Genomic DNA, 24,268 nt, shown 5'->3' on the forward strand with positions numbered 1-24,268 from the left:
ATTAAATTAGTTAGTGCTATTATCTCAATATAGTTGAAGGAAAAGCAAAAAAAACTACCCAAAAAAAAGAAATTCCTCTCAGAGCTGAGAGGAGTTTTTATTCTGGGGTGTAATATGTGTGATGAGACCATCTAAATCGGTAATGTAAAATTGTGTTTTAGGGGCCTTTTTTAAGTAGTGTTCTTGGAGGAGCAGATAATAGTTTACCCTGTGCAGCGGATCAAAACTTAACATAGGATATTCTTTATGGTCTTTCACATACTGATCAACTGCCTTTTGGACCATATCCATTTCAATTGGTATTAGTTTTTCATTTTCTTCGAATAGATCATAGGTCTCCTTCGACATATAAAAATTTTTATAAGGAATTCCACCAAGATAGGGAGTAAGCTTCTCAAAATCAATGCTATTATCATCTTGAACTAAAATGGTACGGAAAACTCCTTTTGGAAGTTTTTCAGAATATTCCCTTACGGCTATTCTCACTTGGTCAAGCGTAACTTCGATTTGTGGATAGTTAATAATAGAGTCATTATTAGACTTATTATTAACTTTAGTTGTATCACCTGGCATATTAATATATTTATGAATTTTTGAATATACGGTTAGTCCTCCAACTCCAATTACTAAAAAGATTCCAATGATGGTGAAGGTTGAATCAATTTCATACCAGTTTTCAAGAATCGCTCCAAATTTATAGCCAACATAATCGAAAATAGGAATGATGGCAGTACTAACAATCACAATGCCTAACCCCTTTCTTTGAAAGTTTTATTAAAAGTTGGAACGATCTAACAAGAGGGAATTTATGTCATCTTTATTATACCTAAAAAAAGTAGTAGTGTAACATGGCTTCCAATTTATAACTATTTTTTTTAAAAAAAACAAGGATGGATAGATTGGAATTAATAACAGGCTGATGTTGAGAAGGCATATAAACTATTTGCAGAATCCAAAAGACCAGCCATTATAAAACGGCTGGTCTTGATCATACTAATGAATGGCTTTTTCTTTATAGATAATTTGAATTTCCTCAAGTACTTCATCAAAAGATAAGTATGTCTCAGTGTCTTCAAAAAACCATATATCATTTCCTTCAACATAAAAGGTAATTCCGTTCATTTCTTGTGCATAACCGGCATCTTCAGGCTGCTCAACTGAAAAAGCAAGGCTATAACCTTTATTTTTTTCTCCAAAGCCTGCATATTGAGGAAACAGGCGAATACTGATTGGCTTATTTATTTCAAATTCCTCCGTGAACCATAAAGCTGCTTTTTCATCGATTGATATGAACATATTTTTTACACCAACCTTTTAAGTTAATTATTCGTCATAAGGTAGCTGAAAGGTAAAGATTAAAAATGTTAGCCCTCTATTCCTTATAATGTAAGACTATAATATTTATAGTGAAATTAATGTGATATTATTCACATTAATAAGTTAATTAATTAAATGTTCACTTTTTTGCTTAGATTGTTCCCCTTATAAAGGGGGAATCCCTTTAAAATGGTTAATAAATTGACAATTGTTGACGATTATGTGAATGCGTCCAAGGAGTTTATCTATTGGAGGTGAATGTGCTGTTTTTGTAACATATATACAGTGGAAATGATGATAAAATTAAGGAACAAATAAAAGTGAGGTTGTTCAATGGGTAATGAATTTGAAAAATTACCAGAGAATGAACTGGATTTAAGAAGCTTAATCCAAACATTCAATGTTACATTAGAAGCGATTGAAAAAAGGCTATCAAGATTAGAAAAAATGGATAGCATTGAACATCGAGTGGAAGTAAATCAGATTGATTTGTCTGATATTAAAGATTCACTGCAGAGGATTGAAGAGACACACAGCATTGAGCTTCAGCATGTAAATCGCCGGCTTGACTCCCATTTAGTGAAAATCGCGAAGCTAGAAGAAGAAATGATCATCTCAAAAAATATATAATCTTAAGTGGAGACTGTTGTCCTATACAGTCTTTTTATTTTTGTCTACTGACAAATAGTAAAAAATAGACCGAAAGATTCGGCCTATTTTTTTATGAAAGAACTTCTGATTTTGTTACTGCCATTTGTTGAGTATTTGATTCTTCATCAATGGCGTTTTTTGTTACTTCAATATACTTGATATGATGTTCATCCATATCTAGAATTTTAAAGGTATATGAATCGTGATGGATGATGTCGCCTTCTTTAGCTTCATAATTCTCAGTTAGAATCCAACCGCCTATTGTATCGACATCTTCATCATCAATTTCAACGCCTAATAAATCATTAATCTCACTCACTAAAACCTTTGAATCGATGATGTAATGATTTTCCTTAATTTTACGAATCTCTGAAATTTCATCCATATCAAATTCATCACGAATTTCACCAACAATTTCCTCAAGGATATCTTCAACGGTAACAAGTCCTGATGTTCCACCATATTCATCCATTAAGACGGCCATATGAACACGATCTTTTTGCATCTTAACCAATAAATCATGAATAGGAATCGTTTCTATTACTCTAATAATTGGCCGAGTAAAGTTTTCTAGAGTTTGTGATGAAAGATTTTCATTGCCTATTAAATCAGTCATGATTTCCTTGATATTGATTAAACCAATAATATGGTCTTTATCGCCATCAATGACAGGATATCTGGTGAATTTTTCTTCCCGTAAGACCTGAAGAAATGTTTCTAATGAATCGTCCTTTGATAAAGAAACCATTTCTGTTCGAGGTACCATGATTTCCTTGGCAATCCGATTATCAAATTCAAAAATTTTATTTACATACTTAAACTCTGATTGGTTAATTTCGCCACTTTTATAGCTTTCAGACAGGATAATTCGAAGTTCTTCCTCCGTATGGGCAATTTCATTTTCCGATACCGGTTTTAAACCGAAAAGACTAGAAACAATCCGTGCAGACCCATTTAGTACCCAAATAAAAGGGTACATAATCTTATAAAATAAGATTAAGGGACGTGACATGACTAAGGTAATCATTTCTGCCTTTTGAATAGCAAGAGTTTTAGGTGCTAGCTCTCCAACCACAACATGAAGGAAAGTAATGGTCGCAAATGCAATCCCAACTGAAAATATTTGCGTTGCGCTCTCAGGCAAGTTCAATTTTAGGAAAAGTGGGCTAAGCAAATGCTCAATTGTCGATTCCCCAATCCAACCTAATCCCAAAGCAGTTATGGTTATACCCAGTTGACAAGCAGATAGATATTCATCTAAGTTTGATATCACTTTTTTTGCGGAAACAGCCCTCGAATTTCCTTCTTCAATTAACTGATCAATTCTTGAACTTCTGATTTTGACGATCGCAAATTCTGAAGTTACAAAAAAGGCAGTTAAGGCAATTAAAATGGCTATAATAACCAAGTTAAATATGTCCAAATAAGTTCCCTTAGCCCGTTGTGGACGGGTAAGGTGTCACCTCCCAGTTATTTAAAAAAATTAAGTCGTAACACTTAAAAGTGATTTCATAAGTACTGTTCGAAGCAGACTAAGATTGCTGGTCAGCTTTTCTTTCTGATCCTCATCCAATTTTTCTAAAATCGGGATTAGGTCAAACAAGTCGCTATGCAGCTGCCTCATTTGCTGCGTTACAGCACTTACATGTTTTTCAACCTCTGATTCCCGCAGGTTTTTTGCTTTACGCATTTCTAGTTTTCTTTTAATCTCGTCTAATGGAAAGTGCAGACATTTACATTCCTCTATAAATTTCAAATCATCCAGTGCTTCATCCGAATAAATGCGGTAGTTTGACTTAGAGCGTTCTGCCTTTAACAAGCCAATAGACGTATAATAGTCAATGGTGCGTTTCGACACATGCGCTATTTCTGCTATTTCACCAATCCGATAGACAGCCCCATCTTACCACCTCTATATTTTACAAATTACAATAATTATAAAGAAATTAAACTGTACAGTCAAACGTTCTAGTTTAGATAGTAATATATACTTATATTTTATGGAGAATTGCCGTAAGTATGAGTATAAAAATCTAAATATTACAAAAAATATGTAAAGAAATATACGCCTCGATTTACTCGGAGGCGTTTTTATCAACCTTACTTACTTCAATATAGACTATATGATGACCTTCAATTTCTTTAATTTGAAACGTGAAGCCCTCTTTTTCAATTGAATCACCCTTTTTGACATCAAACTTTTGCGTTAAAAACCATCCGCCAATTGTGTCTACGTCCTCTTCTTCAAGCGTCGTTCCCAGAAGGTCATTTACCTCGCTTATTAGAACTTTCCCTTCTAAAATATAATGATATTCACCCTTTTTTTGGATAAGAGGAAGCTCATCCAAATCAAATTCATCTCGAATTTCACCGACAATTTCCTCGAGAATATCTTCAACGGTGACAATACCAGCAGTACCGCCATATTCATCAGATAAAACTGCCATATGGGAGCGGTTTTTTTGTAATTTCACCAATAGTTCCTGGATAGGGATATTTTCAATTACATGAATAACAGGTTTGATATAGGGGAGAAGGGGCTGTTCCCCAGTACATTTTTGCTGTATACAATCGGTAAGGACCTCTTTAATATTCACCACTCCCAGAATATTATCTTTATCACCGTCAATGAGTGGATACCGGGTATATTTTTCCTCGCGGACAATTTCGATAATTTCCTCCATTGTCGCATCTCTTGACAGGGTGACGATTTCAGTCCTTGGTACCATAATTTCCTTTGCAATTCGATCGTCAAATTCAAAAATATTATTCATATAACTATATTCCGAATGATTGATCTCGCCGCTTTCATAGCTTTGCGACAGAATCATCCGCAGTTCTTCTTCAGATAAAACAATCTCTTGCTCAGAAGTTGGTTTAACACCGAACAGTCCCGTTACAAACCGGGCAGACCGGTTGAGAATCCAAATAAAGGGGTACATCAACCGGTAAAAAAGTATCATTGGCTTTGCAAAAAGCATAATGATTTGTTCTGACTTTTGAATCGCAAACGTTTTTGGTGCTAATTCACCAATAACAACATTGAAAAAGGTAATGACTGAAAAAGCAAGAATAAAGGAGATCACTTGTTCCAATGATTGCGGTAACTGAATCCAACTAAAAATAGGTTCTAAAATGCTGCGGACTGTGGGCTCTCCTAACCAACCCAAGATTAAGGAAGTAATCGTAATCCCGACCTGTGTGGCTGATAAATACCCATCTAAATTAGAAATCAGTTTTTTGGCTGCTTCTGCTTTTTTATTACCTTCTGAAATTAATTGATCTATTCTAGTCGTCCGCACCTTTACCATGGCAAATTCTGATGCAACAAAAAATGCGGTAAAGGTAATCAGTATAGCGATAATTAAAACGTTCATCCAAATCATTTAGTACCTTACAAAGGGTAAGGCATGCCACCTCACTTACTTTTTACTCTATGTAAAGATTATTCCCTATAATTCCAACTTCTAACTTTGTCAAATTGCCAAGTTTTCTTTTATTATTTCAAATATGACTCTCATTAGCAAATTAGCTATCAATTTCAACAAAAAAAAACAGCCATGTTGGCCGCTTGGATTATTGGTATTATGGTACTAAACGTGTACGGAATTCCATTCCCGCGCCAGCATGCTATATATAATAAGGTCATGAAAATGGCCGTTTAAATGTTCTCCGTCACGAACTGTCCCTTCCCTGACAAATCTCAGCCGCTCGGGAATGGCACGGCTTTTTATATTATTTACCCCGCAGCGAATCTCAATCCGGTTTATACCTAATTGAAAAAAGCAATAATTCAGCAGAGCTTTAACGGACCTTGTGATAATCCCATGACCTTCCGCTTTTTTAGCTAAATAATAACCAATACTCGCCATGCTGTTATACCAATCAATTTGGTGCAAACCTAACGAGCCGACAAGCTCCCCCCGGTAAAGAATCCCTACATTAAGGCCGCTGTTTTCAGCAAATTGATTAAGCCATATCGGGATTATGGTTTCTATCTGATAGGGGGAGGCCATACTATCCACCCATGGCATCCATTCCCGTAAATGTTCACGATTCTCCTCAATAAGTTGGAATAGTGTTAAGGCGTGATGCCGTTGAAACAATTGTAACTCAATCTCATGATCCACTTTTAATGTAAACATAGGCCTATTCTCCTGATGATGAATTTTGGTACATCATATGCGCGGGCGGGCCGGAATGGGAGATGAATTTAAAAAGAAAAAAATCCCTGCTTATTTGAAAGTGGGATTCGATGTTCTCTATAGATTACTTTCCTGCTCATCACTTTGGTCCAAAGCAACTGGCAAGTAAATGGAAAACGTTGTTTTATCATGTGAAGAGTCGCAGGTTAATTTTCCTTTATGTTTTTCAATGATTTCTTTACAGACAAACAAGCCGAGGCCAGTCCCCAGTTTTTTTGTAGTGAAAAAAGGTTCGAAAATGGTTTTATGCAACTCAGTTGGAATGACGGGCCCATTGTTTGTAATACTAATTTTTATCGTTGTATTGTCTTCCAATGAACTTTTTATCCCAATGGTCGGATTTGCGACCTCATGGTGATTCAGAACATCAATGGCATTGAAAATGATATTAATAAAGACCTGCCTGATTTCGTCTGCATAGCCATTCAATGTAAAATCGCCGTCTAAATGATTTTGAATTTTAACTTTACCGTCCAAAATACTAGGGTAGAGGAAGTTTAAAACCTCATCAATTAAGTGATTTAATTTAAAAAATACCTTTTCCTTACCAATCAGCTCTTTTTTCGAAAGTAACAAAAACTGGGAGATACGAAAATTAAGCTGGTCCAATTCACTTGAAATGATATCTAAATATCTCATATTTGGATAATCGGCTTTCAGTAATTGAATAAATCCCTGAACAGATGTAAGTGGGTTTCTAAATTCATGAATAAAGCTTGAAGTCATTTGGCCGAGAAGTGTTAAGCGATCCTGGTGGGTTGAATCAATAAACATCGTCTTCTCTTCAATAATTTTATTCTTCGCTTCAGAGTAATGGGATACGGCAAAATATAAAAATTTATCAAAACAAAAGTTAATATCGTTAATAGATTTTTGTAATTCGGACCATGTCAGTCCAGTCTTACTTAAATAGCTATATAAAATTGTCCTCCCGATATTGACATTGTATACAAAATCACCGATGTTAATGTCGGCCATAACCCGTTCCTTTGATATCGTAATGGCGATCTTTTCGATAATCGTTAATAATTCTTCCTTAGATATGGTATGCATCGTTAGAATAACATCTAATAAGGCTTCCCCATTTTCACGTATTTTACCTTTAAAGGGATCACCATGATATATCATGATGGCATTTTCCCATTCTTGTACTAATTGCTTTTTGTTATGAGCAAAAAAGGCGATTAAATCCGTTTGTTCTCCCGTAAACATGTTGTTTCCCCCTAATGGTTTTAACCAAACTGATTACCATGATAATTCGCTGAAGAATGAAAAAATCCTTTATGAAATTTAAGGAAAAATTTTTATACAGTGAAATGTAATTAATTATCAATAATTTATTATGTCGAATATAACATTCTCTATAACGAATATCTTGTTTAATTAGTGGTAGAGTAGTATATTTTCTATGGATACAATTGAATACTTCCACAGGGGGAGCTGCTTTCTAGGCGGCTGAGAGTGAACGTTTGAGTTCTGACCCTATGAACCTGTTAGGTAACACTAGCGTAGGGATGTGGTTTGCTTAAATACAAAGCAATTTAGACATTCCAAGTTCTGAATTGCTTTTTTCTTCCACATTGTTTTGGCACCATATCGTCTTTCGGAAGAGATCAAGCGGGTCTAATTAGATATAGGGGGAAATGTTAAGTGAATCAAACAAGAAGTAATACTTTATTTATGGCAGAAGTTGCTGTATTTACTGCACTTGCTTATTTATTAGATTTTGTCGCGGGTATCATATCTTTAAGAATTTGGCCGCAGGGTGGTTCCATCTCCATTGCGATGGTGCCGATATTCCTGATTGCCTATCGCTGGGGGATAAAAGGTGGACTTTTAACAGGTTTTTTATTAGGTTTCCTTCAGTTTATTCTAGGGTTTTCCCAAGTTTATACGATTGTACAAGGGGTTATTGATTACTTTATTGCTTTTACAGTTGTTGGGTCCGCTGGAATTTTTGCATCTGCCATTAAAAAAGCAATCAATGAACATAACAATGGTAAATGGATGGCTTATGTAATTAGTGGAGCATTTTTGGGAAGTGCGCTAAGATATATTTGTCATGTGATTTCTGGGATTGCCTTTTTCGGCGAGTATGCTCCAAAAGGTCAGCCGGTAGCGATCTACTCTCTACTATATAATGGAACCTATATGCTGCCTAATTTCATAATTAGTGCAATTATTACTATTGTACTAATTAGTGCCCTTCCAAAGAAAATGATTTTACAAAAAAGTCTATAATAAATGGATAAAAAGGAAAGGATGAGTTCTTTCCTTTTTTTGTATGGATATCAATGTCCTTCCGGAAATATATTCGAACTTCTGTCAAATTTATTATGCTTATTAACTCAAAAAAGTGTTAAAATACCATTAGAAAGATAATCATTCTCAATTAATATAGATAGGGTGATATACATGTTTGGTTCTTTAAAAACAGGAGATAAAGGAAAAATAATTGACCTATCTCATGTTGGTCACCTCGTTCAAAGGCGCTTACTCGATTTAGGAATTACTGAAGGATCTGAAGTCTGTGTAAAATGTGTGATGCCATTTGGCGGCCCAATTATGATCGAATCCTGCGGCCAATGTGTAGGTATTCGCCGAAAAGAAGCCGTTCAGATTGAAGTGGAGAGAATATAATGGAAATCGCTCTAATTGGAAACCCGAATACTGGAAAAACTTCATTGTTTAATAATTTAACAGGTTCCTATGAGTATGTTGGCAACTGGAGCGGTGTTACCGTTGAAAAAAAAGTCGGAGTTTTCAAGAATAATATTGGACAATTAATAGATTTACCGGGAGTATATACTCTTAATCCTTTATCAAAGGATGAGGGGGTTGTAACTTCGTTCTTTTTAACTGAATCAGTTGACCGGTTATTAAATATTTTAGACGCATCACAATTAGAACGTAATTTACATTTAACACTGCAATTAATGGAGTTTGAGAAGCCTGCTCTTATAGGTTTAAATATGATCGATGTTGCCAATAAACGCGGCATTCATGTGGATGCTCCGAAACTGGCCAAAGTCTTAAGCGTTCCGGTTGTGCCTGTCGTGGCTCGGAGTGGAAAAGGGTGTGACAAGCTTGTAGATGTCATCTCTACAAAATCAATCCATCCTGCCAATAAGCATCTAGTCTATTATGGCAAGGAGGTAGAAGAGGCGATTACGGCAATTGCCGGTGAAATTAGTGGAAAGACCAGCCACTCTATTCGGTTTCTTGCAATTCAATATTTTGAGGGAAATCAATATGTTCAAAACTATGTAAACAGTATCACCAATCCTCAAAGAATAAATACTATTGTGAGAAATTTGGAAAACAAGCTTCAAGCTCGATTGGATGGAAAGTCACTCTCCAATTTTATTTATTTAAAACGAAAAGAAGTCATTGAAAAAATCGTTGCCGAAGTAGCAAGCAAAAGTGACTCGGTAATTCCATTGTCTGAAAAAATTGATAGTATTGTAACGAATCGCTTTTTGGGGATGCCAATCTTTTTGCTGCTCATGTATTTCATGTTTATGTTGACATTTGATTGGCTGGGCACGCCTCTATCAAATGTGCTCGACGCCTTTTTAACGGGACCTGTCACGTCTGGGTTTGAGGCGCTTTTAAGTTCTATTCATGCCTCAAATTTTATTCATGACTTAATTATTGAAGGGTTAGTAGCTGGGGTTGGCGGCGTACTTGTGTTTGTACCGCAAATCTTTATTCTGTTCTTCTTTATTTCCTTATTAGAAGACTCTGGTTATATGGCGCGCGTAGCCCTTGTAATGGACCGTATAATGGAATCAGTAGGATTAAATGGTAAAGCTTTTATCCCAATGATGATTGGCTTTGGCTGTAATGTTCCTGGGATTATGGCGGCTAGAACGATTGAAACTCCTCGGGAGAGACTATTAACGATACTATTAACACCATTAATGTCATGCTCAGCCCGGTTACCGGTATATGCCTTATTTGTAGGAGCCTTTTTTGCAGGCGATAAGGCATTCGTTGTTCTTAGCCTATACGTGTTGGGGATTGTAGTAGCATTGACGTTAGCCAAAGTATTTTCTAAAACTCTACTAAAATCTGAAACATCTTTGTTTGTTATTGAACTTCCTCCATACCGGCTTCCACAGTTTCAATCATTATGGAGAAGTACTTGGGATAAAGGGAAAGGATTCGTTAGAAAGGCGGGAACATTTATTTTTGCCGGTTCCGTCTTTATCTGGCTATTATCTTATGCAGGTCCTAATGGCCTAAAAGTTGATATGGACCATAGCTATTTAGCTGCTGTTGGTAATATAATTGCGCCTATTTTTGATCCGATTGGCTTTGGAACTTGGCAGGCATCTGCTTCCTTAATAACAGGTTTCCTGGCTAAAGAAGCGATCATCTCAACCATGAATATTATTTACTTCGTTCCAAAGGATGCAAGCCTGCAAGGGTTGTTGGCTAATTACTATACTCCGCTGGCAGCCTATAGCTTTATGGTCTTTATCCTATTGTATATTCCTTGTTTGGCAACGACGGCAACCATTTATAAGGAAACAGGTTCTAAGAAATGGACTGCTTTTTCGATGATTTATGCGTTTGTTATTGCTTATGTATTGTCCTTGGTCATTTACCAAGGAGGAAAATTATTTGGATTGATGTAAAATCTTAAAGGGGTGGAGCCAATGATTGCGAGTGTAATAATCGGTGTGGCTATTTTTGGATATGCTGCCTGGGCATTAGTGAAATTCATTAAAAAATCCAAAAAGGGAAAATGCGCCGCATGTGATTTGAAAAATTCTTGTTCCAGTCAGTGCGGTATCCCACCACGAAATGCGTAAGCGCCCTGTTCAGCACGTATGTCCTGGAGTAGACAAATTTAAAACATAAAGTACTTAAACTGCTATAGTGAAATATAGCAGTTTTTTTTCTTGAAATTTGAATAGTCCTATAAACTTGTGTAAAATTACACTAGAAGAAATTGAAGGAAGGGCTTACTGTGACCAGGGATGAAATTATTATACAGGTTTCTGAGAAGCTTCGGCTGATTAGGACAGAAGCAGGTTATACCCAGGATAAAATGGCTGATATTATCGGTATTTCGAAGAAAACCCTTGTACAAATTGAAAAAGGGAGGGTTCTAGCTGGCTGGTCGACAGTGGTTTCCATTTGTGCTCTTTTTCGAGAAACGGAAACCGTCCAATTTTTATTTGGAAATGAACCCCTTGAGGTATTAGAAACAGTTGCCCTAAACGGAATCGACCTTCGTAAAACAAAAACCCTCGGCGGACGAGTTTGGTGGAGGGGAATTTCGCAAAAAAACGGCTTTATCCTTCAGCAAAATATATTAAGTAAGCATTTTCGGATATTAGATCATCAAAACTATCGAATCTTTTCAAGCTTCGATGAAAAGCTTTCTAGACAACGCTTTAAAGAACTGGCAAAAAGTGAATAATAATGCCAAAAAAGATGAGGCTTCTGCCCATCTTTTTTTTGATAGTATGTGTTTTTTCCAAATTTTTATAAAAACTAATAAATAATTGAAAAGTATTCCTGTTAAAAGACTAAAGCTAAAGGATGTCCTCATAGTGATATTTTTAGATAAAGTAAATGGCCTTTTTAAACAGCTGAAGTGGCATTTGTTTCAAGTGGTTGTGTTGTTGATATTGATTCTGATGTTGGCATTTTTCGGTCTTCTATCCTATTTCTCAAAGGATGCAGATATTTCAGGCTTAAAGAATGAGCTGGCATTGCCGACTGTTTTTTATGATAAAAGTGGAAACCTTGCCAGTAAGGTATCTGCTAATAAGAATGAAGGGGTTCCAATTAAGGAAGTCCCGAACTCCTTGAAGAATGCCATTATTGCGATTGAAGACCATCGATTTTACCAACATAATGGAGTTGATTTAATCGGAACCGCACGTGCACTGTTTCGTGACCTGAAGGCAGGAGGGATGGTTGAAGGAGGCAGTACGATTACGCAGCAATTAACGAAAATTACAATTCTTACGTCAGAAAAGACCCTTAAACGAAAGTTGCAAGAGGTATTTTTAGCCATTGCAGTTGAACGGAAATATTCAAAACAGGAAATTCTTCAAATGTACGTGAATCAAATTTACTTTGGTAATGGCGCATATGGTGTTAAACAAGCGGCAAGCAAATACTTTGCGAAAGATGTGCAGGATTTATCATTAAGTGAATCGGCCCTGCTTGCCGGGATCATTAAGGCGCCCTCTGCTCTAAATCCCTATAAGCATATTGAAAACGCAACGGCAAGACGGAATCTAGTCTTATCTGAAATGAAAAAGCAAGGTTTTATCGATAATGGGCAATATCAACAGGCAAAAGCGGACAAGGTTGTCTTAATGAATAGAGGAGGCGATCCGTTTCGTGGAAAATACCCTTATTACGTTGATCAAGTATTATATGAGGCCGTAAAACAATATGGATTTACACAGGATGAATTATTAACTGGCGGCTTCCAAATTTATACGGAACTTGATCCAAAAATGCAAAACGCAATGGAAACAACCTATCAAAATAGCTCCCTATTTCCTAAAAGTACGGATCGCCTTGTCCAAAGCGGCGGTGTATTACTTGACCCCAAAACAGGCGGGGTCAGGGCCATTGTTGGCGGCAGAGGAAAGCATACCTTTAGAGGGTATAACCGTGCTTCCCAATTAAAGGCACAGCCGGGTTCTTCGTTTAAGCCAATTGTTGTATATACACCAGCCCTCGAGGAAGGCTGGAAAATTACCGATATGCTAAAGGATAAACCAATGAAGTTTGGATCTTATCAGCCAAGTAATTATGACCATCAATATGCAGGTGAGGTTCCTATGTATGAAGCGGTAAAGGAATCAAAAAATGTCTCTGCTGTTTGGCTTTTAAATAAATTAGGGATTGAAAAGGGAGTTGATGCTGTTAAGCGGTTCGGGATTCCGTTGGATAAAGAGGATGATAATTTATCAATGGCACTAGGTGGTCTGCATAAAGGGGTATCACCGTTAAATATGGCCGAGGCATTTTCTGTTTTTCCTAATAAAGGAAGTCAAATTAAGGCCCATGTCATTAAAAAAATCGTTGATTCAAAGGGGAACTTAGTCGCCGAGTGGAAAGAAAAAAAGATCAGGGTAACATCAAAAGTTGTAACTGACAATATGACGACCATGCTTCTTGGTGTAGTGGAAGAAGGAACAGGAAAAGCAGCGCAAATTCCTGGCAGGGAAACTGCGGGGAAGACAGGATCCACGCAGGTACCAATTAAAGGAATAAACGGCTTGAAGGATCAATGGTTTGTGGGCTATACACCGCAGTTAGTCGGTGCGATCTGGGTCGGTTATGATAAAACAGACACTGACCATTATATAACCCCAGCTAGTGGAACTGGTTCTGCTGTTGTCTTTCGTACGGTGATGGAAGAGGCATTAAAAGGTACTCCGAGCCAGCGTTTTAATGTTCCACATATCGCTCCCTTGATAGAAAAAAGGAAAAAAGAAGAAGAGAAAAGTAATTTTCAAGAGCATTTCAACAATGAAGTCCAAAAGTGGGAAGACAGATGGAATAAACAAATCGAGAAGTGGAATAAAAAGTGGAAGAATAAAGGAAAAGGATATATTGATTAACAAAGTTACGGGGATGAGATGGCTTGGCTTTAATGGATGTCTACCGGTCACTTCCCAAAAGAAATATATGCAAAAAAATTCACATCAAAGTCACAAAAGTGTAATTTTTATCACTTGCTGCATCCTGTCTTTATGATATTTTAAAAACAAAATCAAAGGGTGGAATGTATATGTCAGAATACTCAGTTGTATTAGCAATTGGCAGTTTTTTAATTCTTTCTTATTTTATTGGATATACACTCATTAAATCTTAGACTGCAGACAAGTGTCTGTAGTTTTTTTAATTTAACAAAAGATATCAGTACGATGTTAATAAATTAGGTAACAATGGATATATATATTGAAGTAGTCAAAAATGTGAGGTGGAAGGTTTTGGACAAATTTAGAATTGAGAAGGATACTTTAGGTGAAATTCGTGTTCCCGAAGATAAATATTGGGGCGCTCAGACACAGCGGAGCAAAGAAAATTTTAAAATTAGTGAAGAAAAAATGCCGATTGAAGTCATCTATGGCCTGGCATATATTAAAAAAGCCGCGGCGATTGTTAATTCAAAATTAGGGAAGCTTGATGAATTTAAAATGAGTATCATCGTAAACGTATGTGATGAGATACATAATGGGGATTATGATCAGCATTTTCCATTACTAGTTTGGCAAACCGGCAGTGGTACCCAATCTAATATGAATGTCAATGAAGTGATCGCCAATCGGGCAAACCAAAAACTTGTCGATATGGGAAGAACAGAAAGAATTCATCCAAATGATGATGTAAATATGTCCCAAAGCTCAAATGACACCTTTCCAACTGCCATGCATATTGCAGCTTATCTAAAAATTACTGAATCGTTATTGCCAGCGATTTTAGAACTAAGAAAAACTTTTCAGGAAAAAGAGAAAGCTTTTACTGATATTATAAAAATTGGCAGAACTCATTTACAGGATGCAACCCCGCTTACTCTCGGACAGGAAATAAGCGGCTGGAGGGCGATGCTCGAAAAAGATGTTCAAATGATTAAGGAAGCTAGCCAGCATCTATTAAATTTGGCAATAGGAGGAACAGCTGTAGGGACAGGCATTAATGCCCATCCACAATTTGGACAAATGATGGCTGAGGAACTTAGTAAGCTAACGGGGTATTCCTTTAAATCCTCAGATAATAAATATCATGCACTAACAAGTCATGATGAAATTGTTTTTGTGCATGGTGCATTAAAAGCATTGGCTGCTGACTTAATGAAGTTGGCTAATGATGTCCGTTGGCTTGCCAGTGGACCACGAAGTGGAATTGGAGAGATCAGTATTCCTGCAAATGAACCGGGAAGTTCCATTATGCCCGGAAAAGTTAATCCCACACAAAGCGAAGCCTTGACGATGGTTGCCTGCCAGATTTTTGGGAATGATGCTGCGATTGGTTTTGCTGCCAGTCAAGGTAATTTCCAGTTAAATGTCTTTAAACCAGTTATTATTCATAATCTCATTCAGACAATAAGGCTTCTTAGCGATGGTATTCGGTCCTTTAATGAAAATTGTGCAATAGGAATTGAAGCGAACGTAGAAAAGATTAGAAATAATGTGGAGCGGTCGTTAATGTTAGTTACAGCGCTTAATCCACATATTGGCTATGAAAAAGCAGCTGAAATTGCAAAGCTGGCTTTTAAGGAAAATAGTACCCTAAAAGAAGCAGCACTTAAAACGGGTTACGTAACGGAAGAACAATTTATTGAGTGGATCCAGCCTGAAAAGATGGTGTAATTAAAACAGTGAAAGCCCCCTCCGTCAATAGGAGGGGGCTAAGCCATATTATTAATTTGTACAATAATGTTTGTTAAAGATTAGCGTTGGAATCCGCCGCCAAGTTGAGATTCTGCCATAGCTACAAGACGCTTAGTGATTTCTCCTCCGACAGAACCGTTTGCACGTGAAGTAGTATCTGCACCAAGATTTACGCCAAACTCTTGAGCAATTTCATACTTCATTTGGTTAAGTGCTTGTTCTACGCCTGGTACTAAAAGGTTGTTAGAGTTGTTGTTACTTGCCATAGTTGAATAACACTCCTCTTATTAATTTTGGGGTCAGTATGGAATTGAACCATAAAATTGCCACCTGGCCTAACCCATATTATCAATGCTGAGGATATAGAATATTAGTAATTGTAGATAATTCATTTTGGTTGGATGATCCGGAGTTGCACCGGATATTACCCTTGTTTTTGGCTTCATCCATCGGTGTAATTGTTGCTTTGTAATCTTTATTATGATTAATTTTAAGAGTTCTATTCAAAAAAATAAATTAGAAATTTATTCCATTACATATGAAGTTTAAGTTAACACAAACTAAGATTATCTTATAAATAAAAGGGTGAAGAATAGTGGCGATATGCCCGGTATGTAATGGCTTAAGGGAAGTCTATTTAATGTGTACGAATTGCGGAGAGCCTATGTTGGAAGCGGGGAGGCTCATTGATTTTTTTGATGATTACAGCCCCTATATGGAAATTGATTTAATGAAGCTTGAGGATGGATATCCAGATACGAATTCAGGTCAAAAGTGCCCACATCTTTATAGATGCCCTGCTTGTCATCATGATGAAGTGATTTTTATAAAAGAATGACCCCGTTACTTTTGATAACGGGGCCGATTCTCAATAATATTTATCTTTCATTAACAGTTCTGATACGTGATTTAGTATCAACATCAAAGAAATGTGCTTTATTTAAGTCAAAAGCAAGATCGACAGTATCACCAGGATGAACATCTGCACGTGAATCTAAACGGGCAACGAAGTCCTGACCTCCGAAACTAGAATAAACCATTAATTCAGCACCAGTTAACTCGGCCACATCGACATTCGCTTTAATTTTTGTTCCGGCAGATGCCTCGATAAAGACAGGCTCATCATGGATATCCTCTGGACGTACGCCAAGGATTATTTCTTTGCCAACATAACCTTGTTCACGAAGGAATTTCATTTTTCCTTCAGGAACAGCAACGGAAATATTGCCAATTGAAAATTTTCCATCTTGTAATTTACCATTAAAGAAGTTCATAGCAGGTGAACCGATAAAGCCGCCAACAAAAACATTCTCAGGTTTTTCATATACTTCTTTAGGAGAACCAACCTGTTGGATAACACCGTCTTTCATAACTACCAAACGTGTTGCCATTGTCATCGCTTCTGTCTGGTCGTGGGTAACGTAGATAGTAGTAGTATCAAGACGACGGTGAAGCTTAGCAATCTCTGCACGCATCGCAACACGAAGTTTAGCGTCCAGGTTTGATAATGGCTCGTCCATTAAGAATACTTTAGCGTCACGAACAATCGCACGGCCTAGGGCAACACGCTGACGCTGACCACCTGAAAGTGCTTTTGGCTTACGAGTTAAATAAGCTTCTAAACCAAGAATTTTTGCTGCTTCTTTAACACGACGGTCGATTTCATCTTTTGGAAATTTACGTAATTTTAATCCGAATGCCATGTTATCATATACTGTCATGTGTGGATATAAAGCATAGTTTTGGAATACCATCGCGATATCACGATCTTTCGGAGCTACATCGTTCACTCTTTTTCCATCGATGTAAAAATCGCCTTTTGAAATATCTTCAAGTCCAGCAATCATTCGAAGTGTTGTGGATTTACCGCAGCCTGATGGACCAACGAATACGATAAATTCCTTATCTTCAATATGCAAATTGAAGTCCTGTACAGCCGTTACTTTATTATCGTAAATTTTATAAATATGATCTAATTTTAATTCAGCCATTTTTTTCTTCCTCCCTGTTTATGTTGTATCTTTAGTCTACAGGGAATGAAAACATTTACATATGGACAGGTTGCACAAAATGTGAAAACGCTTTTTTGGGCATGTTGTCATTTTTTTTGTTCAAATAAGAGGCAGGCTAAGAAAACGGTAAAAGCTCCATAAAAATCTTTGAGGCTAATGCCTGTTTTTTCAACAAATTTATCAATTCGATACTGTAGCGTATTTCGATGAATATATAATTTTTTGGCTGTCATGCTGGCGTTTAAATTGTTTTCAAGAAAAACTTTAATGGTTGAAAAGATTTCATGATCTTCGTTAAATAGCTCAATAATTTCTTGACTAACCCTTACTTTTAATTCAGGTGACAAATAATAGGATAAATAGGCAGGTATCACCCGTTCAAATGTAAAGATACTCGATAACTCTAATTGTGAAAGGGCGAATGTAAAATATTCCTTCTCTTGATGAAATTTCTCTGGTAACTGCTTTGAAAATACTCTTGGTTTACCAATATAAAAAGAAACTTTTACATAAAAATCGCTTTCTAGTGTTTCTGACATTGAAAGGATTTCTTCCTCTGAGAGTGACATTGTATTCTTTCCTTCAATCACAATTCCACGACTTCTGCCCACCCAAATAATGATTACTTCTTCAGTGAAGAAACCTTTTAAAGCTGATTCTATCTCAGGTTGACTTGCTTCAGAACCGTTTATATTAAACTGAATAATTCTTAGAATATTTCCGGCTAGATGACCTGGTATAGGACCATTTGAAAATAGAAAATCATGCCATGCTTTTACAGTCGGATGAAGGTTTGAACTTGGAAATTCTACCAAAGTATAGAGTACTTTAAGGAGGTTTAATTCCCGTTCATTTAGCTCTGTTTTAGGAATTCCTATCCATTCATCCTCTGATTCACTGCAAAAATAAAGAAACCGTTCTGATGGATTTTCAGGCTTGCTGGGAAAAAGGATGGAATTTTGATAGATTGACAATAATTTTTTTATCATGTTATATTTCCCCGTTTATTAAATTTTTCAGGCTTTAGGCAATATTATACCAATAGTGTGCAGCGCATAAAAGATAATGGCTGTACCTGTTAAATTTAGGTACAGCCATTACACCATTATTCAATTTCTGCTGGTGGTTGTTCTTTGGGAAGATCATGCGCTTCTTCAATATTAGTGGCATCCTGGCGGGCATGGACTGACCCCCCGGACAAACCTTCATTGATCATACGGTCTACATCTACATAAGCCTTATCTCTGCCTTCATAGGCTGATTCATTATTGGTTATATTATTTTTACTCATTACAGTCACCCTTTCCTCCTAAAAAATGAATCATTTGTTATTATCCTTTCTGGCTCAGGGTTTACTTCCTTGCTCGATAAGAGATTATAACTTAGTGTGAGGCAAAGGGTGAGAGTTCATGCATTTTTCTCTTTATTCATAAACATGAAAAAGCATTAATTCATGAATTTGGCTCTTTAATGGTTGAAGATCCACTTGTTCTGGCGCAGTTCCAGTCCATTCAATGGTTCCAGTTTGGTGATAAATTCCGGTATATCTCTTTTTTTTATAATAAAAGGAAATTGACCAGCCAGGAATATTTTGATTTGAAAATAATGGTTTATATTGAAAGTGCTTAAGCATGGGAAACATCCTCCTCAAAGACGATTATAAGTATAGCTTACCTTGTCTTATAGATGATGGATACCTTTTTTAAAACTCAGGAAGATTTGTCTATAAGTTGGAGAAATAAGCGGCATAAGTTTTCGATTTTCCTTTCCTCAATATCCGTTTCATCAAAGCTCATCGGTTTCGAATTTACCTCATAAATATAATATCGTCCTGTCTTACTTAATCCTGCGTCAATGGTAAACTCACCGAAGTAACCAAATTGGCTGGACAGTGATTTACCAATATTAGAAATAATCGTCTGAAAAAATTCATCATGCTCATTTGATTGAAGAAGGTGATAGGGAAGGAGTCTGCCTCCTGACGGTATATGGGTTGTGATTTCCTGATCCTGGGAAAGCCGGATTCCAACACCTGTTAGAGTATAATCATCCTGATGGCCGTGTGCTAAAATACGAAAATCAAATCGTTTTCCTTCATATTCTGCTGAGAGAATTTCTTCCTGGGCTAGATATTGTTTCTTAAATAATTCTTCGGCCCAGTTCTCCCAAAAATGGGCAAAGGATGGGTAGTGTTCTTGTTTATTAATGCCCTGTAGGTGAATTTCTGAAGGACCGTCCAGTCTTAAACGAACAATACCTTTTCCCTTTGAGGATTGTGTGGGTTTTAAATAAATGCCCCTGAATTTCTTTAGAAAGTCTAATAATTCATATTGCTCCTGCACAAGGATGGTTTCTGGTAAATAATCTCGAAGGATGCTATCCTTTTTTAATAATTGAAAAAGTTCATATTTATCGATAAAACAAGGATTAAAAAAAGGTATTTTCTTTTCCTGTAAGTACGAAAATAACCATCGGCTCTTTTCATCTTTTTCTGAAAATCGAAACGGGATGCGATTATAGACAAGGTCCGGGAAAGGGAAGGATCTTTTTTTCCAACTTTTTTCTTCAGGCGAATAGGAATATCCATTAATGTAATTAGTTTCCACTTCTTCCGGAATAAAGACAAAGCTTATTCCATTAAGTGAAATAAGCTTCTTTTGTATTTCTATAAAAAGTGGACCATTACCGGCAATGGTTCCATCTGATTTACTTGCTGTCAAGATTCCGATCAATGGCGTGCCGTTGTTTTTCATTTAAATAATTCCTCTGGGTGTAATAAGGACTGCTCCGTTATAAAAACGGCAAAAGCAATCGATAATTTCCGGGTTAATAAATCAAATTCTTTTAATTCCGGATGACTAAAGATTGACCTGCCCGGTTTTGAATTTGCTTCAAAAAGCCAAATATCTCCGTTTCGGTCAATACCTAAATCAAAGCCAATCTCACCAATTATACCTTCGATATTTTTATCGAGCGCTTTACTTAGCAAGAGAGCGGCGTTACTTAGTTTTTCACGATAAATTTCTGCTTCTTCCTTAGGGAAAATTTCTTCGATTGTTTTGATATCCCCGCCGCTTCGTGCGTGGGTGGTTACACTGCCTTGACCGGCAATTTTTCCAGCAATGGCTGTTACTTGCCATTCACCGTTTTCGTCCTTATTTGTATGGACGCGGAAATCAACTGAACGTTGATCATTTCTAAGCAGATGAATCCCTTGCTGGACTAACATTCTATCTAGTGATTGTGCTGCAAACACCGATTGGAATAATCGTTCCAAGCTTGAGTATTTACGTAAACGATTAACACCTGCTTCATCTTGATACCGGCAATAATAATCGTCCATGTGTTTGTCGTATATGACTTGATGAACACCATGACCAAGACTGCCATTCTTTGGCTTTATAAAAATATGACCATACTTGGATAGCATCGTTTCGATTGAAGAAAAGGACGTAAATGGAAAAGTTTCTGGCAAGTAGGCTGTAACGGAAGAGTCTTGTTGCAGTCTTTCATAGATATCAAGTTTATTAAAGAAACCGGGATTGTACCATGGAATCAGATATTCTTTTTGGAGACGATTTCTCACTTTAATTAATTTAGGATTTTCCTCACTTTTTCGATTCGGCAGGCGGTCATAGATAACATTTGGGAAAGGGACTTCGACTGTTTGCCAAACATTCTCTTCAAAAAAGTATCCTTCTATCGTTCCCGACTCCCAATTAATATGCTGTTCCCCAAAAACAAAGGCAAGCGCACCGACAGATCGATTTACAGAAAGGAGTTTCGCAAAAAATAAGGTCCGTTCGCCAATTGGCTGTTCTGGGTATGAAGTAAAACCAGCAGTAAATATGCCAACTAATGGACCAATATAGAGAACCTCATCCTCTAGAAAGGCATGTAAGGGGACTTTAAAATAAGGAAACTGAATTGTCTCTTGGATTTTCCTGCTAATGACAATTCGGTCATTTTTATCAGGATGAGGAAAAAATTCCACATCCATTGATTTCGAGCCAAAAGCAATTCTTTTAATCCGTTTATCCTGAATTAAATTAGAAGGGCAAAAGACAATTAATTGATCATTTTGTGCAACTTCAATGAGATAATGTTTTCTCATAATAGACCTTCCTTTCCGTTTGATCCGTCTCTGAAAGGTATTTTCCGTAAAGGAGCGGTTTGGTGTATAGAGATTCTTGTAATTCAGGGTTCGTAGATAGAAGGACCTTCCTTCCTGGTTTAGAGTTTATATCAAGAATCCAGATTGATCCGTCTTTGGCAATGCCAATATCAACACCAATTTCAAATAGTGGCATAAACGCACTCTCTAAGGTAGCAGGGAGGCAGTTGAGTATATAAGTCAGCTCCTCCCTTATATATTCAGCCTTAGCCGGCGGCAGGGAAACGAGCCACTCTTTAAAATTAATCACGGTTCCCCCGGCAGCTAGGTTTGATAGAATACCGCCCGTAGTTCCAATCCGAATTCCCCGTCCTTGTTCACCCCAAATTCCCAGCTCATTTTTTTGCAACAAAATCCGAATATCAAAGGGTTTGTGTTCCTTATTTGATAGCTCCAAATACGGTTGCAGCAAATAATGGCGCTGTTTCAATAGAAGTGTTAACCATTGAATAAGTCTTGCTTCATTTGGAAAAATCCGTGAAATAATTCTTTTTTGTTTTTCTGTTTTAACATGTATCGTCTTTTCATTTTTCTTTAAATAGTAAATACCGTACCCTTGGGAACCATTGATCGGTTTTATTATAATTTTCTTCTTTAAAGTAAGTTCCTTTAAAACACTTTCAACATCTGAGACAGCCTGTGTTGAAGGTAAATAGGAGGATAGGGCAGTAGTCTTTAAAGCTTGATATAGTTCCAATTTATTGGGTAAGCCATAGCCTAAAAATGTAATATCGCTACGGCTTTTTAACCAGGTTACGATGGGCAGGCATAGCTTGGAATGTTCATCCTCTCCGTAAAAACAGCGATCATAAATGATAGTTGGGACGGGTGCTTGGCAAGGGATCCAGGAGTTTGACTTTGAATCGAACCTCCTCCCTTTTACATGGAGATCATGGGGATCAATATCGGATGGGATGAACCGGAGTACCTCCATTCCCAATATCTCTGCTCGGTGGGCCAATTCGGTTATATAAGCATTTTCACTTTCCATATTTAATGTCATAATACCAAATGTTAACAATTTATATATCCTCCTTCATAACAGCTGTATCAAATGCAAGAATGGTGCAGAACTGGATAATGGCCTTGGCAGAGGGTCTAACTTTTGTTAAGCCATCTTCAAAGTTTTTGGATGGCTTCGAATTAACCTCAATTAACCATGGATTTCCATCTTGATCAACACCAATGTCAATACCAAGTTCACCAATAATACCTTGTGAATTTTGGCTTATAATGGAGGCAGTCTCAAGTGCCAATTCCTTCATTTGGGCTAGTACTTCTAAAGCTTTCTTATCGTTTATACATGTCTTTAATGCGCTTAATGGTCGTGTAAGCGTACCGCCTCTTGCTAAATTAGAAACAAATTCTTGTTTTCCGGCAATCCGTGCCACAGTGGAAGTTACCCGCCAATTGTTATCCAGATTTTGATGGCACAGAACTCGGAAATCCATCGAAGATGATTGATAGGACATCAATGAAATACCTTGTTGAATAATATAAATTCGATTATGGATAAGTGGCTTAATTTGTAGGAATAGTTCATCTAATGAAAATAATTCTCTTTGTTTAGCCGGCCCAGATTTTAATGAGGTTTCAAGCGAATAACATGAATCTGGGCCACGACATACCTTAATAATATTTTTGCCCTGACTTCCATGGATAGGCTTTAGAAACAGGGTGTCATATTTTTGTATCATTTCATAAAAATGATCTTTCGAAAAAAGCTTTGTTTTCGGCAGATAGGAATCAAGATTCCTTATGTCTTTTAGAAGTTCGTATACCTCCCATTTTGAAAGGAAACGGTCGTTAAAAAACGGAATCAATAATTGATTCACTTTTGCTCGAAATTGTCTGAATTCCTTTTTATACTCTAGAGCTCTTGAATGAATCCGGTTATAAATGACATCAGGGGCAGGCAGCTGTGCAGCCGTCCATTTTCCATCTATCAAGTAATAGCCTTGACTTAAAAACTGTTGATAGGAAAGAACATAGAAGAACCCGCCAGTCTCACTAATTACTTGTTGAAGCTCCTCACAAAACAAATGTATGGAACGAAAGTAAGGTTCATTATTTTCGTTATCAATTGAATCTGTTAATAAAGCTGCGACAGGTCCGAGCTTTAATGTCTGACTCTCGGGAAGAACCATTGCTTGAAATTTAAGAGGGTGAATGGGGAGATAAAAAGATTCCATTAAATTTTCGGGAAAATAGATCGTATTATCTGGTAAGTCTTTGGTTTGAACTTTAATGGGAATGGTTCTTCTGCCAATCGAGACGTTTATCTCATGCATATTTAATTGGAGCAGCTTAAACAATTGGGCAGACATCTGGATAACATCCTGATTTTTGTCTGATAATTTTATTGGAACGACTAAGATCGAGGTTAACGAAAATGACATAATCACTCCTCATTTACTGGAATTTTGGGCATTAGTTGATATAAATAATTTATGTAAATGCTTGAGGAAAGGTGATTTGAACATTCTCGCATTTAATTGAATAGTTTGTTATAGTTGTGAGTATGTTTATACA

At 36.8% G+C, this 24,268-nt stretch carries 25 protein-coding genes and 1 riboswitch; of the genes, 9 read left to right on the forward strand and 16 right to left on the reverse strand.

All coding sequences use genetic code 11. From position 1 onward, the window contains the following. Positions 1–78: 78 nt before the first annotated feature. Together M3226_RS07650 and M3226_RS07655 are read right to left on the reverse strand one after the other, a co-directional pair. Complete coding sequence (locus M3226_RS07650) at positions 79–744, reverse strand: DUF3939 domain-containing protein (protein ID WP_251564089.1); 666 nt, start codon at positions 742–744, stop codon at positions 79–81. Positions 745–993: 249 nt separating this feature from the next. Beyond that, a complete protein-coding gene (locus M3226_RS07655; protein WP_251564091.1) occupies positions 994–1,296 on the reverse strand; it encodes a HesB/YadR/YfhF family protein in 303 nt (100 codons plus the stop codon). A gap of 354 nt (positions 1,297–1,650) precedes the next feature. On the opposite strand from M3226_RS07655, the gene M3226_RS07660 reads away from it, so the two are divergent. After that, positions 1,651–1,947 carry a hypothetical protein gene (locus M3226_RS07660; RefSeq protein WP_251564094.1) on the forward strand — a complete coding sequence of 99 codons (297 nt, stop codon included), beginning with the start codon at positions 1,651–1,653 and terminating at the stop codon, positions 1,945–1,947. A 91-nt stretch (positions 1,948–2,038) separates the two neighbouring features. Here the strand turns inward: M3226_RS07660 and M3226_RS07665 are convergent, their stop codons facing one another. The 5 genes from M3226_RS07665 to M3226_RS07685 form a co-directional block, all read right to left on the reverse strand. Next, positions 2,039–3,391, reverse strand: coding sequence for a hemolysin family protein (locus tag M3226_RS07665; protein ID WP_251564095.1), 1,353 nt, complete (start codon positions 3,389–3,391; stop codon positions 2,039–2,041). Positions 3,392–3,451: 60 nt separating this feature from the next. Then, positions 3,452–3,853, reverse strand: a complete 402-nt coding sequence (locus M3226_RS07670; protein ID WP_308211936.1) for a MerR family transcriptional regulator — start codon at positions 3,851–3,853, stop codon at positions 3,452–3,454. A 190-nt stretch (positions 3,854–4,043) separates the two neighbouring features. Further along, positions 4,044–5,354, reverse strand: coding sequence for a hemolysin family protein (locus tag M3226_RS07675; protein ID WP_251564099.1), 1,311 nt, complete (start codon positions 5,352–5,354; stop codon positions 4,044–4,046). Between the two features lie 207 nt (positions 5,355–5,561). Further along, positions 5,562–6,113, reverse strand: coding sequence for a GNAT family N-acetyltransferase (locus tag M3226_RS07680; protein ID WP_251564102.1), 552 nt, complete (start codon positions 6,111–6,113; stop codon positions 5,562–5,564). A gap of 117 nt (positions 6,114–6,230) precedes the next feature. Next, positions 6,231–7,385, reverse strand: a complete 1,155-nt coding sequence (locus tag M3226_RS07685; RefSeq protein WP_251564104.1) for a histidine kinase N-terminal domain-containing protein — start codon at positions 7,383–7,385, stop codon at positions 6,231–6,233. Positions 7,386–7,596: 211 nt separating this feature from the next. Further along, a riboswitch (TPP riboswitch) is annotated at positions 7,597–7,705 on the forward strand. Positions 7,706–7,823: 118 nt separating this feature from the next. On the opposite strand from M3226_RS07685, the gene thiT reads away from it, so the two are divergent. The 7 genes from thiT to fumC all read left to right on the forward strand — a co-directional run bounded on the left by thiT (position 7,824) and on the right by fumC (position 15,529). After that, on the forward strand, positions 7,824–8,414 hold the full coding sequence (thiT, locus tag M3226_RS07690; protein WP_251564106.1) for an energy-coupled thiamine transporter ThiT: 591 nt from the start codon (positions 7,824–7,826) through the stop codon (positions 8,412–8,414). A gap of 174 nt (positions 8,415–8,588) precedes the next feature. Further along, on the forward strand, positions 8,589–8,813 hold the full coding sequence (locus M3226_RS07695) for a FeoA family protein (RefSeq protein ID WP_098529731.1): 225 nt from the start codon (positions 8,589–8,591) through the stop codon (positions 8,811–8,813). Further along, positions 8,813–10,816 carry a ferrous iron transport protein B gene (feoB, locus tag M3226_RS07700; protein WP_251564108.1) on the forward strand — a complete coding sequence of 668 codons (2,004 nt, stop codon included), beginning with the start codon at positions 8,813–8,815 and terminating at the stop codon, positions 10,814–10,816. Before M3226_RS07695 ends, feoB begins: the two co-directional genes overlap by 1 nt. Before the next feature lie 21 nt (positions 10,817–10,837). After that, the gene (locus M3226_RS07705; RefSeq protein ID WP_251564110.1) at positions 10,838–10,993 is read left to right on the forward strand and encodes a FeoB-associated Cys-rich membrane protein; all 156 of its coding nucleotides are present in this window, start codon (positions 10,838–10,840) and stop codon (positions 10,991–10,993) included. Positions 10,994–11,151: 158 nt separating this feature from the next. Continuing rightward, the gene (locus M3226_RS07710; protein ID WP_251564111.1) at positions 11,152–11,607 is read left to right on the forward strand and encodes a helix-turn-helix transcriptional regulator; all 456 of its coding nucleotides are present in this window, start codon (positions 11,152–11,154) and stop codon (positions 11,605–11,607) included. 133 nt (positions 11,608–11,740) lie between these two features. Beyond that, positions 11,741–13,777 carry a transglycosylase domain-containing protein gene (locus tag M3226_RS07715; RefSeq protein WP_251564114.1) on the forward strand — a complete coding sequence of 679 codons (2,037 nt, stop codon included), beginning with the start codon at positions 11,741–11,743 and terminating at the stop codon, positions 13,775–13,777. A gap of 327 nt (positions 13,778–14,104) precedes the next feature. After that, on the forward strand, positions 14,105–15,529 hold the full coding sequence (gene fumC, locus M3226_RS07720) for a class II fumarate hydratase (RefSeq protein ID WP_374110569.1): 1,425 nt from the start codon (positions 14,105–14,107) through the stop codon (positions 15,527–15,529). Between the two features lie 80 nt (positions 15,530–15,609). Here the strand turns inward: fumC and M3226_RS07725 are convergent, their stop codons facing one another. Next, positions 15,610–15,816: an alpha/beta-type small acid-soluble spore protein gene (locus M3226_RS07725; RefSeq protein ID WP_215040071.1), complete on the reverse strand. Its 207-nt coding sequence runs from the start codon at positions 15,814–15,816 to the stop codon at positions 15,610–15,612. Between the two features lie 374 nt (positions 15,817–16,190). On the opposite strand from M3226_RS07725, the gene M3226_RS07730 reads away from it, so the two are divergent. Then, the gene (locus M3226_RS07730) at positions 16,191–16,388 is read left to right on the forward strand and encodes a hypothetical protein (protein ID WP_285857767.1); all 198 of its coding nucleotides are present in this window, start codon (positions 16,191–16,193) and stop codon (positions 16,386–16,388) included. A 40-nt stretch (positions 16,389–16,428) separates the two neighbouring features. Here the strand turns inward: M3226_RS07730 and M3226_RS07735 are convergent, their stop codons facing one another. The 8 genes from M3226_RS07735 to M3226_RS07770 form a co-directional block, all read right to left on the reverse strand. Next, on the reverse strand, positions 16,429–17,541 hold the full coding sequence (locus M3226_RS07735) for an ABC transporter ATP-binding protein (RefSeq protein WP_251564118.1): 1,113 nt from the start codon (positions 17,539–17,541) through the stop codon (positions 16,429–16,431). A gap of 107 nt (positions 17,542–17,648) precedes the next feature. Further along, positions 17,649–18,551 carry a PucR family transcriptional regulator gene (locus M3226_RS07740; protein ID WP_251564120.1) on the reverse strand — a complete coding sequence of 301 codons (903 nt, stop codon included), beginning with the start codon at positions 18,549–18,551 and terminating at the stop codon, positions 17,649–17,651. A 116-nt stretch (positions 18,552–18,667) separates the two neighbouring features. Next, the gene (locus tag M3226_RS07745; RefSeq protein ID WP_251564527.1) at positions 18,668–18,853 is read right to left on the reverse strand and encodes a hypothetical protein; all 186 of its coding nucleotides are present in this window, start codon (positions 18,851–18,853) and stop codon (positions 18,668–18,670) included. A 132-nt stretch (positions 18,854–18,985) separates the two neighbouring features. Beyond that, a complete protein-coding gene (locus M3226_RS07750; RefSeq protein ID WP_251564122.1) occupies positions 18,986–19,195 on the reverse strand; it encodes a YheE family protein in 210 nt (69 codons plus the stop codon). A 76-nt stretch (positions 19,196–19,271) separates the two neighbouring features. Next, positions 19,272–20,315, reverse strand: a complete 1,044-nt coding sequence (locus M3226_RS07755) for a YheC/YheD family endospore coat-associated protein (RefSeq protein WP_251564124.1) — start codon at positions 20,313–20,315, stop codon at positions 19,272–19,274. After that, positions 20,312–21,676: a YheC/YheD family endospore coat-associated protein gene (locus M3226_RS07760; protein WP_251564125.1), complete on the reverse strand. Its 1,365-nt coding sequence runs from the start codon at positions 21,674–21,676 to the stop codon at positions 20,312–20,314. Before M3226_RS07760 ends, M3226_RS07755 begins: the two co-directional genes overlap by 4 nt. Then, entirely contained in the window at positions 21,654–22,757 is a 1,104-nt protein-coding gene (locus M3226_RS07765) for a YheC/YheD family endospore coat-associated protein (protein WP_251564127.1), read from the reverse strand. Before M3226_RS07765 ends, M3226_RS07760 begins: the two co-directional genes overlap by 23 nt. Position 22,758: 1 nt before the next feature. After that, the gene (locus M3226_RS07770) at positions 22,759–24,135 is read right to left on the reverse strand and encodes a YheC/YheD family endospore coat-associated protein (protein ID WP_251564129.1); all 1,377 of its coding nucleotides are present in this window, start codon (positions 24,133–24,135) and stop codon (positions 22,759–22,761) included. Between the last annotated feature and the right edge of the window lie 133 nt (positions 24,136–24,268).

This window comes from Neobacillus cucumis (assembly GCF_023715505.1).

Bases quoted from the DNA above. Each gene is read 5' to 3' on its own strand.
- M3226_RS07655 (WP_251564091.1), bottom strand. From the start codon at position 1,296: ATGTTCATATCAATCGATGAAAAAGCAGCTTTATGGTTCACGGAGGAA.
- M3226_RS07660 (WP_251564094.1), top strand. From the start codon at position 1,651: ATGGGTAATGAATTTGAAAAATTACCAGAGAATGAACTGGATTTAAGA.
- M3226_RS07675 (WP_251564099.1), bottom strand. From the start codon at position 5,354: ATGATTTGGATGAACGTTTTAATTATCGCTATACTGATTACCTTTACC.
- M3226_RS07680 (WP_251564102.1), bottom strand. From the start codon at position 6,113: ATGTTTACATTAAAAGTGGATCATGAGATTGAGTTACAATTGTTTCAA.
- M3226_RS07685 (WP_251564104.1), bottom strand. From the start codon at position 7,385: ATGTTTACGGGAGAACAAACGGATTTAATCGCCTTTTTTGCTCATAAC.
- M3226_RS07695 (WP_098529731.1), top strand. From the start codon at position 8,589: ATGTTTGGTTCTTTAAAAACAGGAGATAAAGGAAAAATAATTGACCTA.
- feoB (WP_251564108.1), top strand. From the start codon at position 8,813: ATGGAAATCGCTCTAATTGGAAACCCGAATACTGGAAAAACTTCATTG.
- M3226_RS07705 (WP_251564110.1), top strand. From the start codon at position 10,838: ATGATTGCGAGTGTAATAATCGGTGTGGCTATTTTTGGATATGCTGCC.
- fumC (WP_374110569.1), top strand. From the start codon at position 14,105: ATGGATATATATATTGAAGTAGTCAAAAATGTGAGGTGGAAGGTTTTG.
- M3226_RS07725 (WP_215040071.1), bottom strand. From the start codon at position 15,816: ATGGCAAGTAACAACAACTCTAACAACCTTTTAGTACCAGGCGTAGAA.
- M3226_RS07730 (WP_285857767.1), top strand. From the start codon at position 16,191: ATGTGTACGAATTGCGGAGAGCCTATGTTGGAAGCGGGGAGGCTCATT.
- M3226_RS07735 (WP_251564118.1), bottom strand. From the start codon at position 17,541: ATGGCTGAATTAAAATTAGATCATATTTATAAAATTTACGATAATAAA.
- M3226_RS07740 (WP_251564120.1), bottom strand. From the start codon at position 18,551: ATGATAAAAAAATTATTGTCAATCTATCAAAATTCCATCCTTTTTCCC.
- M3226_RS07745 (WP_251564527.1), bottom strand. From the start codon at position 18,853: ATGAGTAAAAATAATATAACCAATAATGAATCAGCCTATGAAGGCAGA.
- M3226_RS07750 (WP_251564122.1), bottom strand. From the start codon at position 19,195: ATGCTTAAGCACTTTCAATATAAACCATTATTTTCAAATCAAAATATT.
- M3226_RS07755 (WP_251564124.1), bottom strand. From the start codon at position 20,315: ATGAAAAACAACGGCACGCCATTGATCGGAATCTTGACAGCAAGTAAA.
- M3226_RS07760 (WP_251564125.1), bottom strand. From the start codon at position 21,676: ATGAGAAAACATTATCTCATTGAAGTTGCACAAAATGATCAATTAATT.
- M3226_RS07770 (WP_251564129.1), bottom strand. From the start codon at position 24,135: ATGTCATTTTCGTTAACCTCGATCTTAGTCGTTCCAATAAAATTATCA.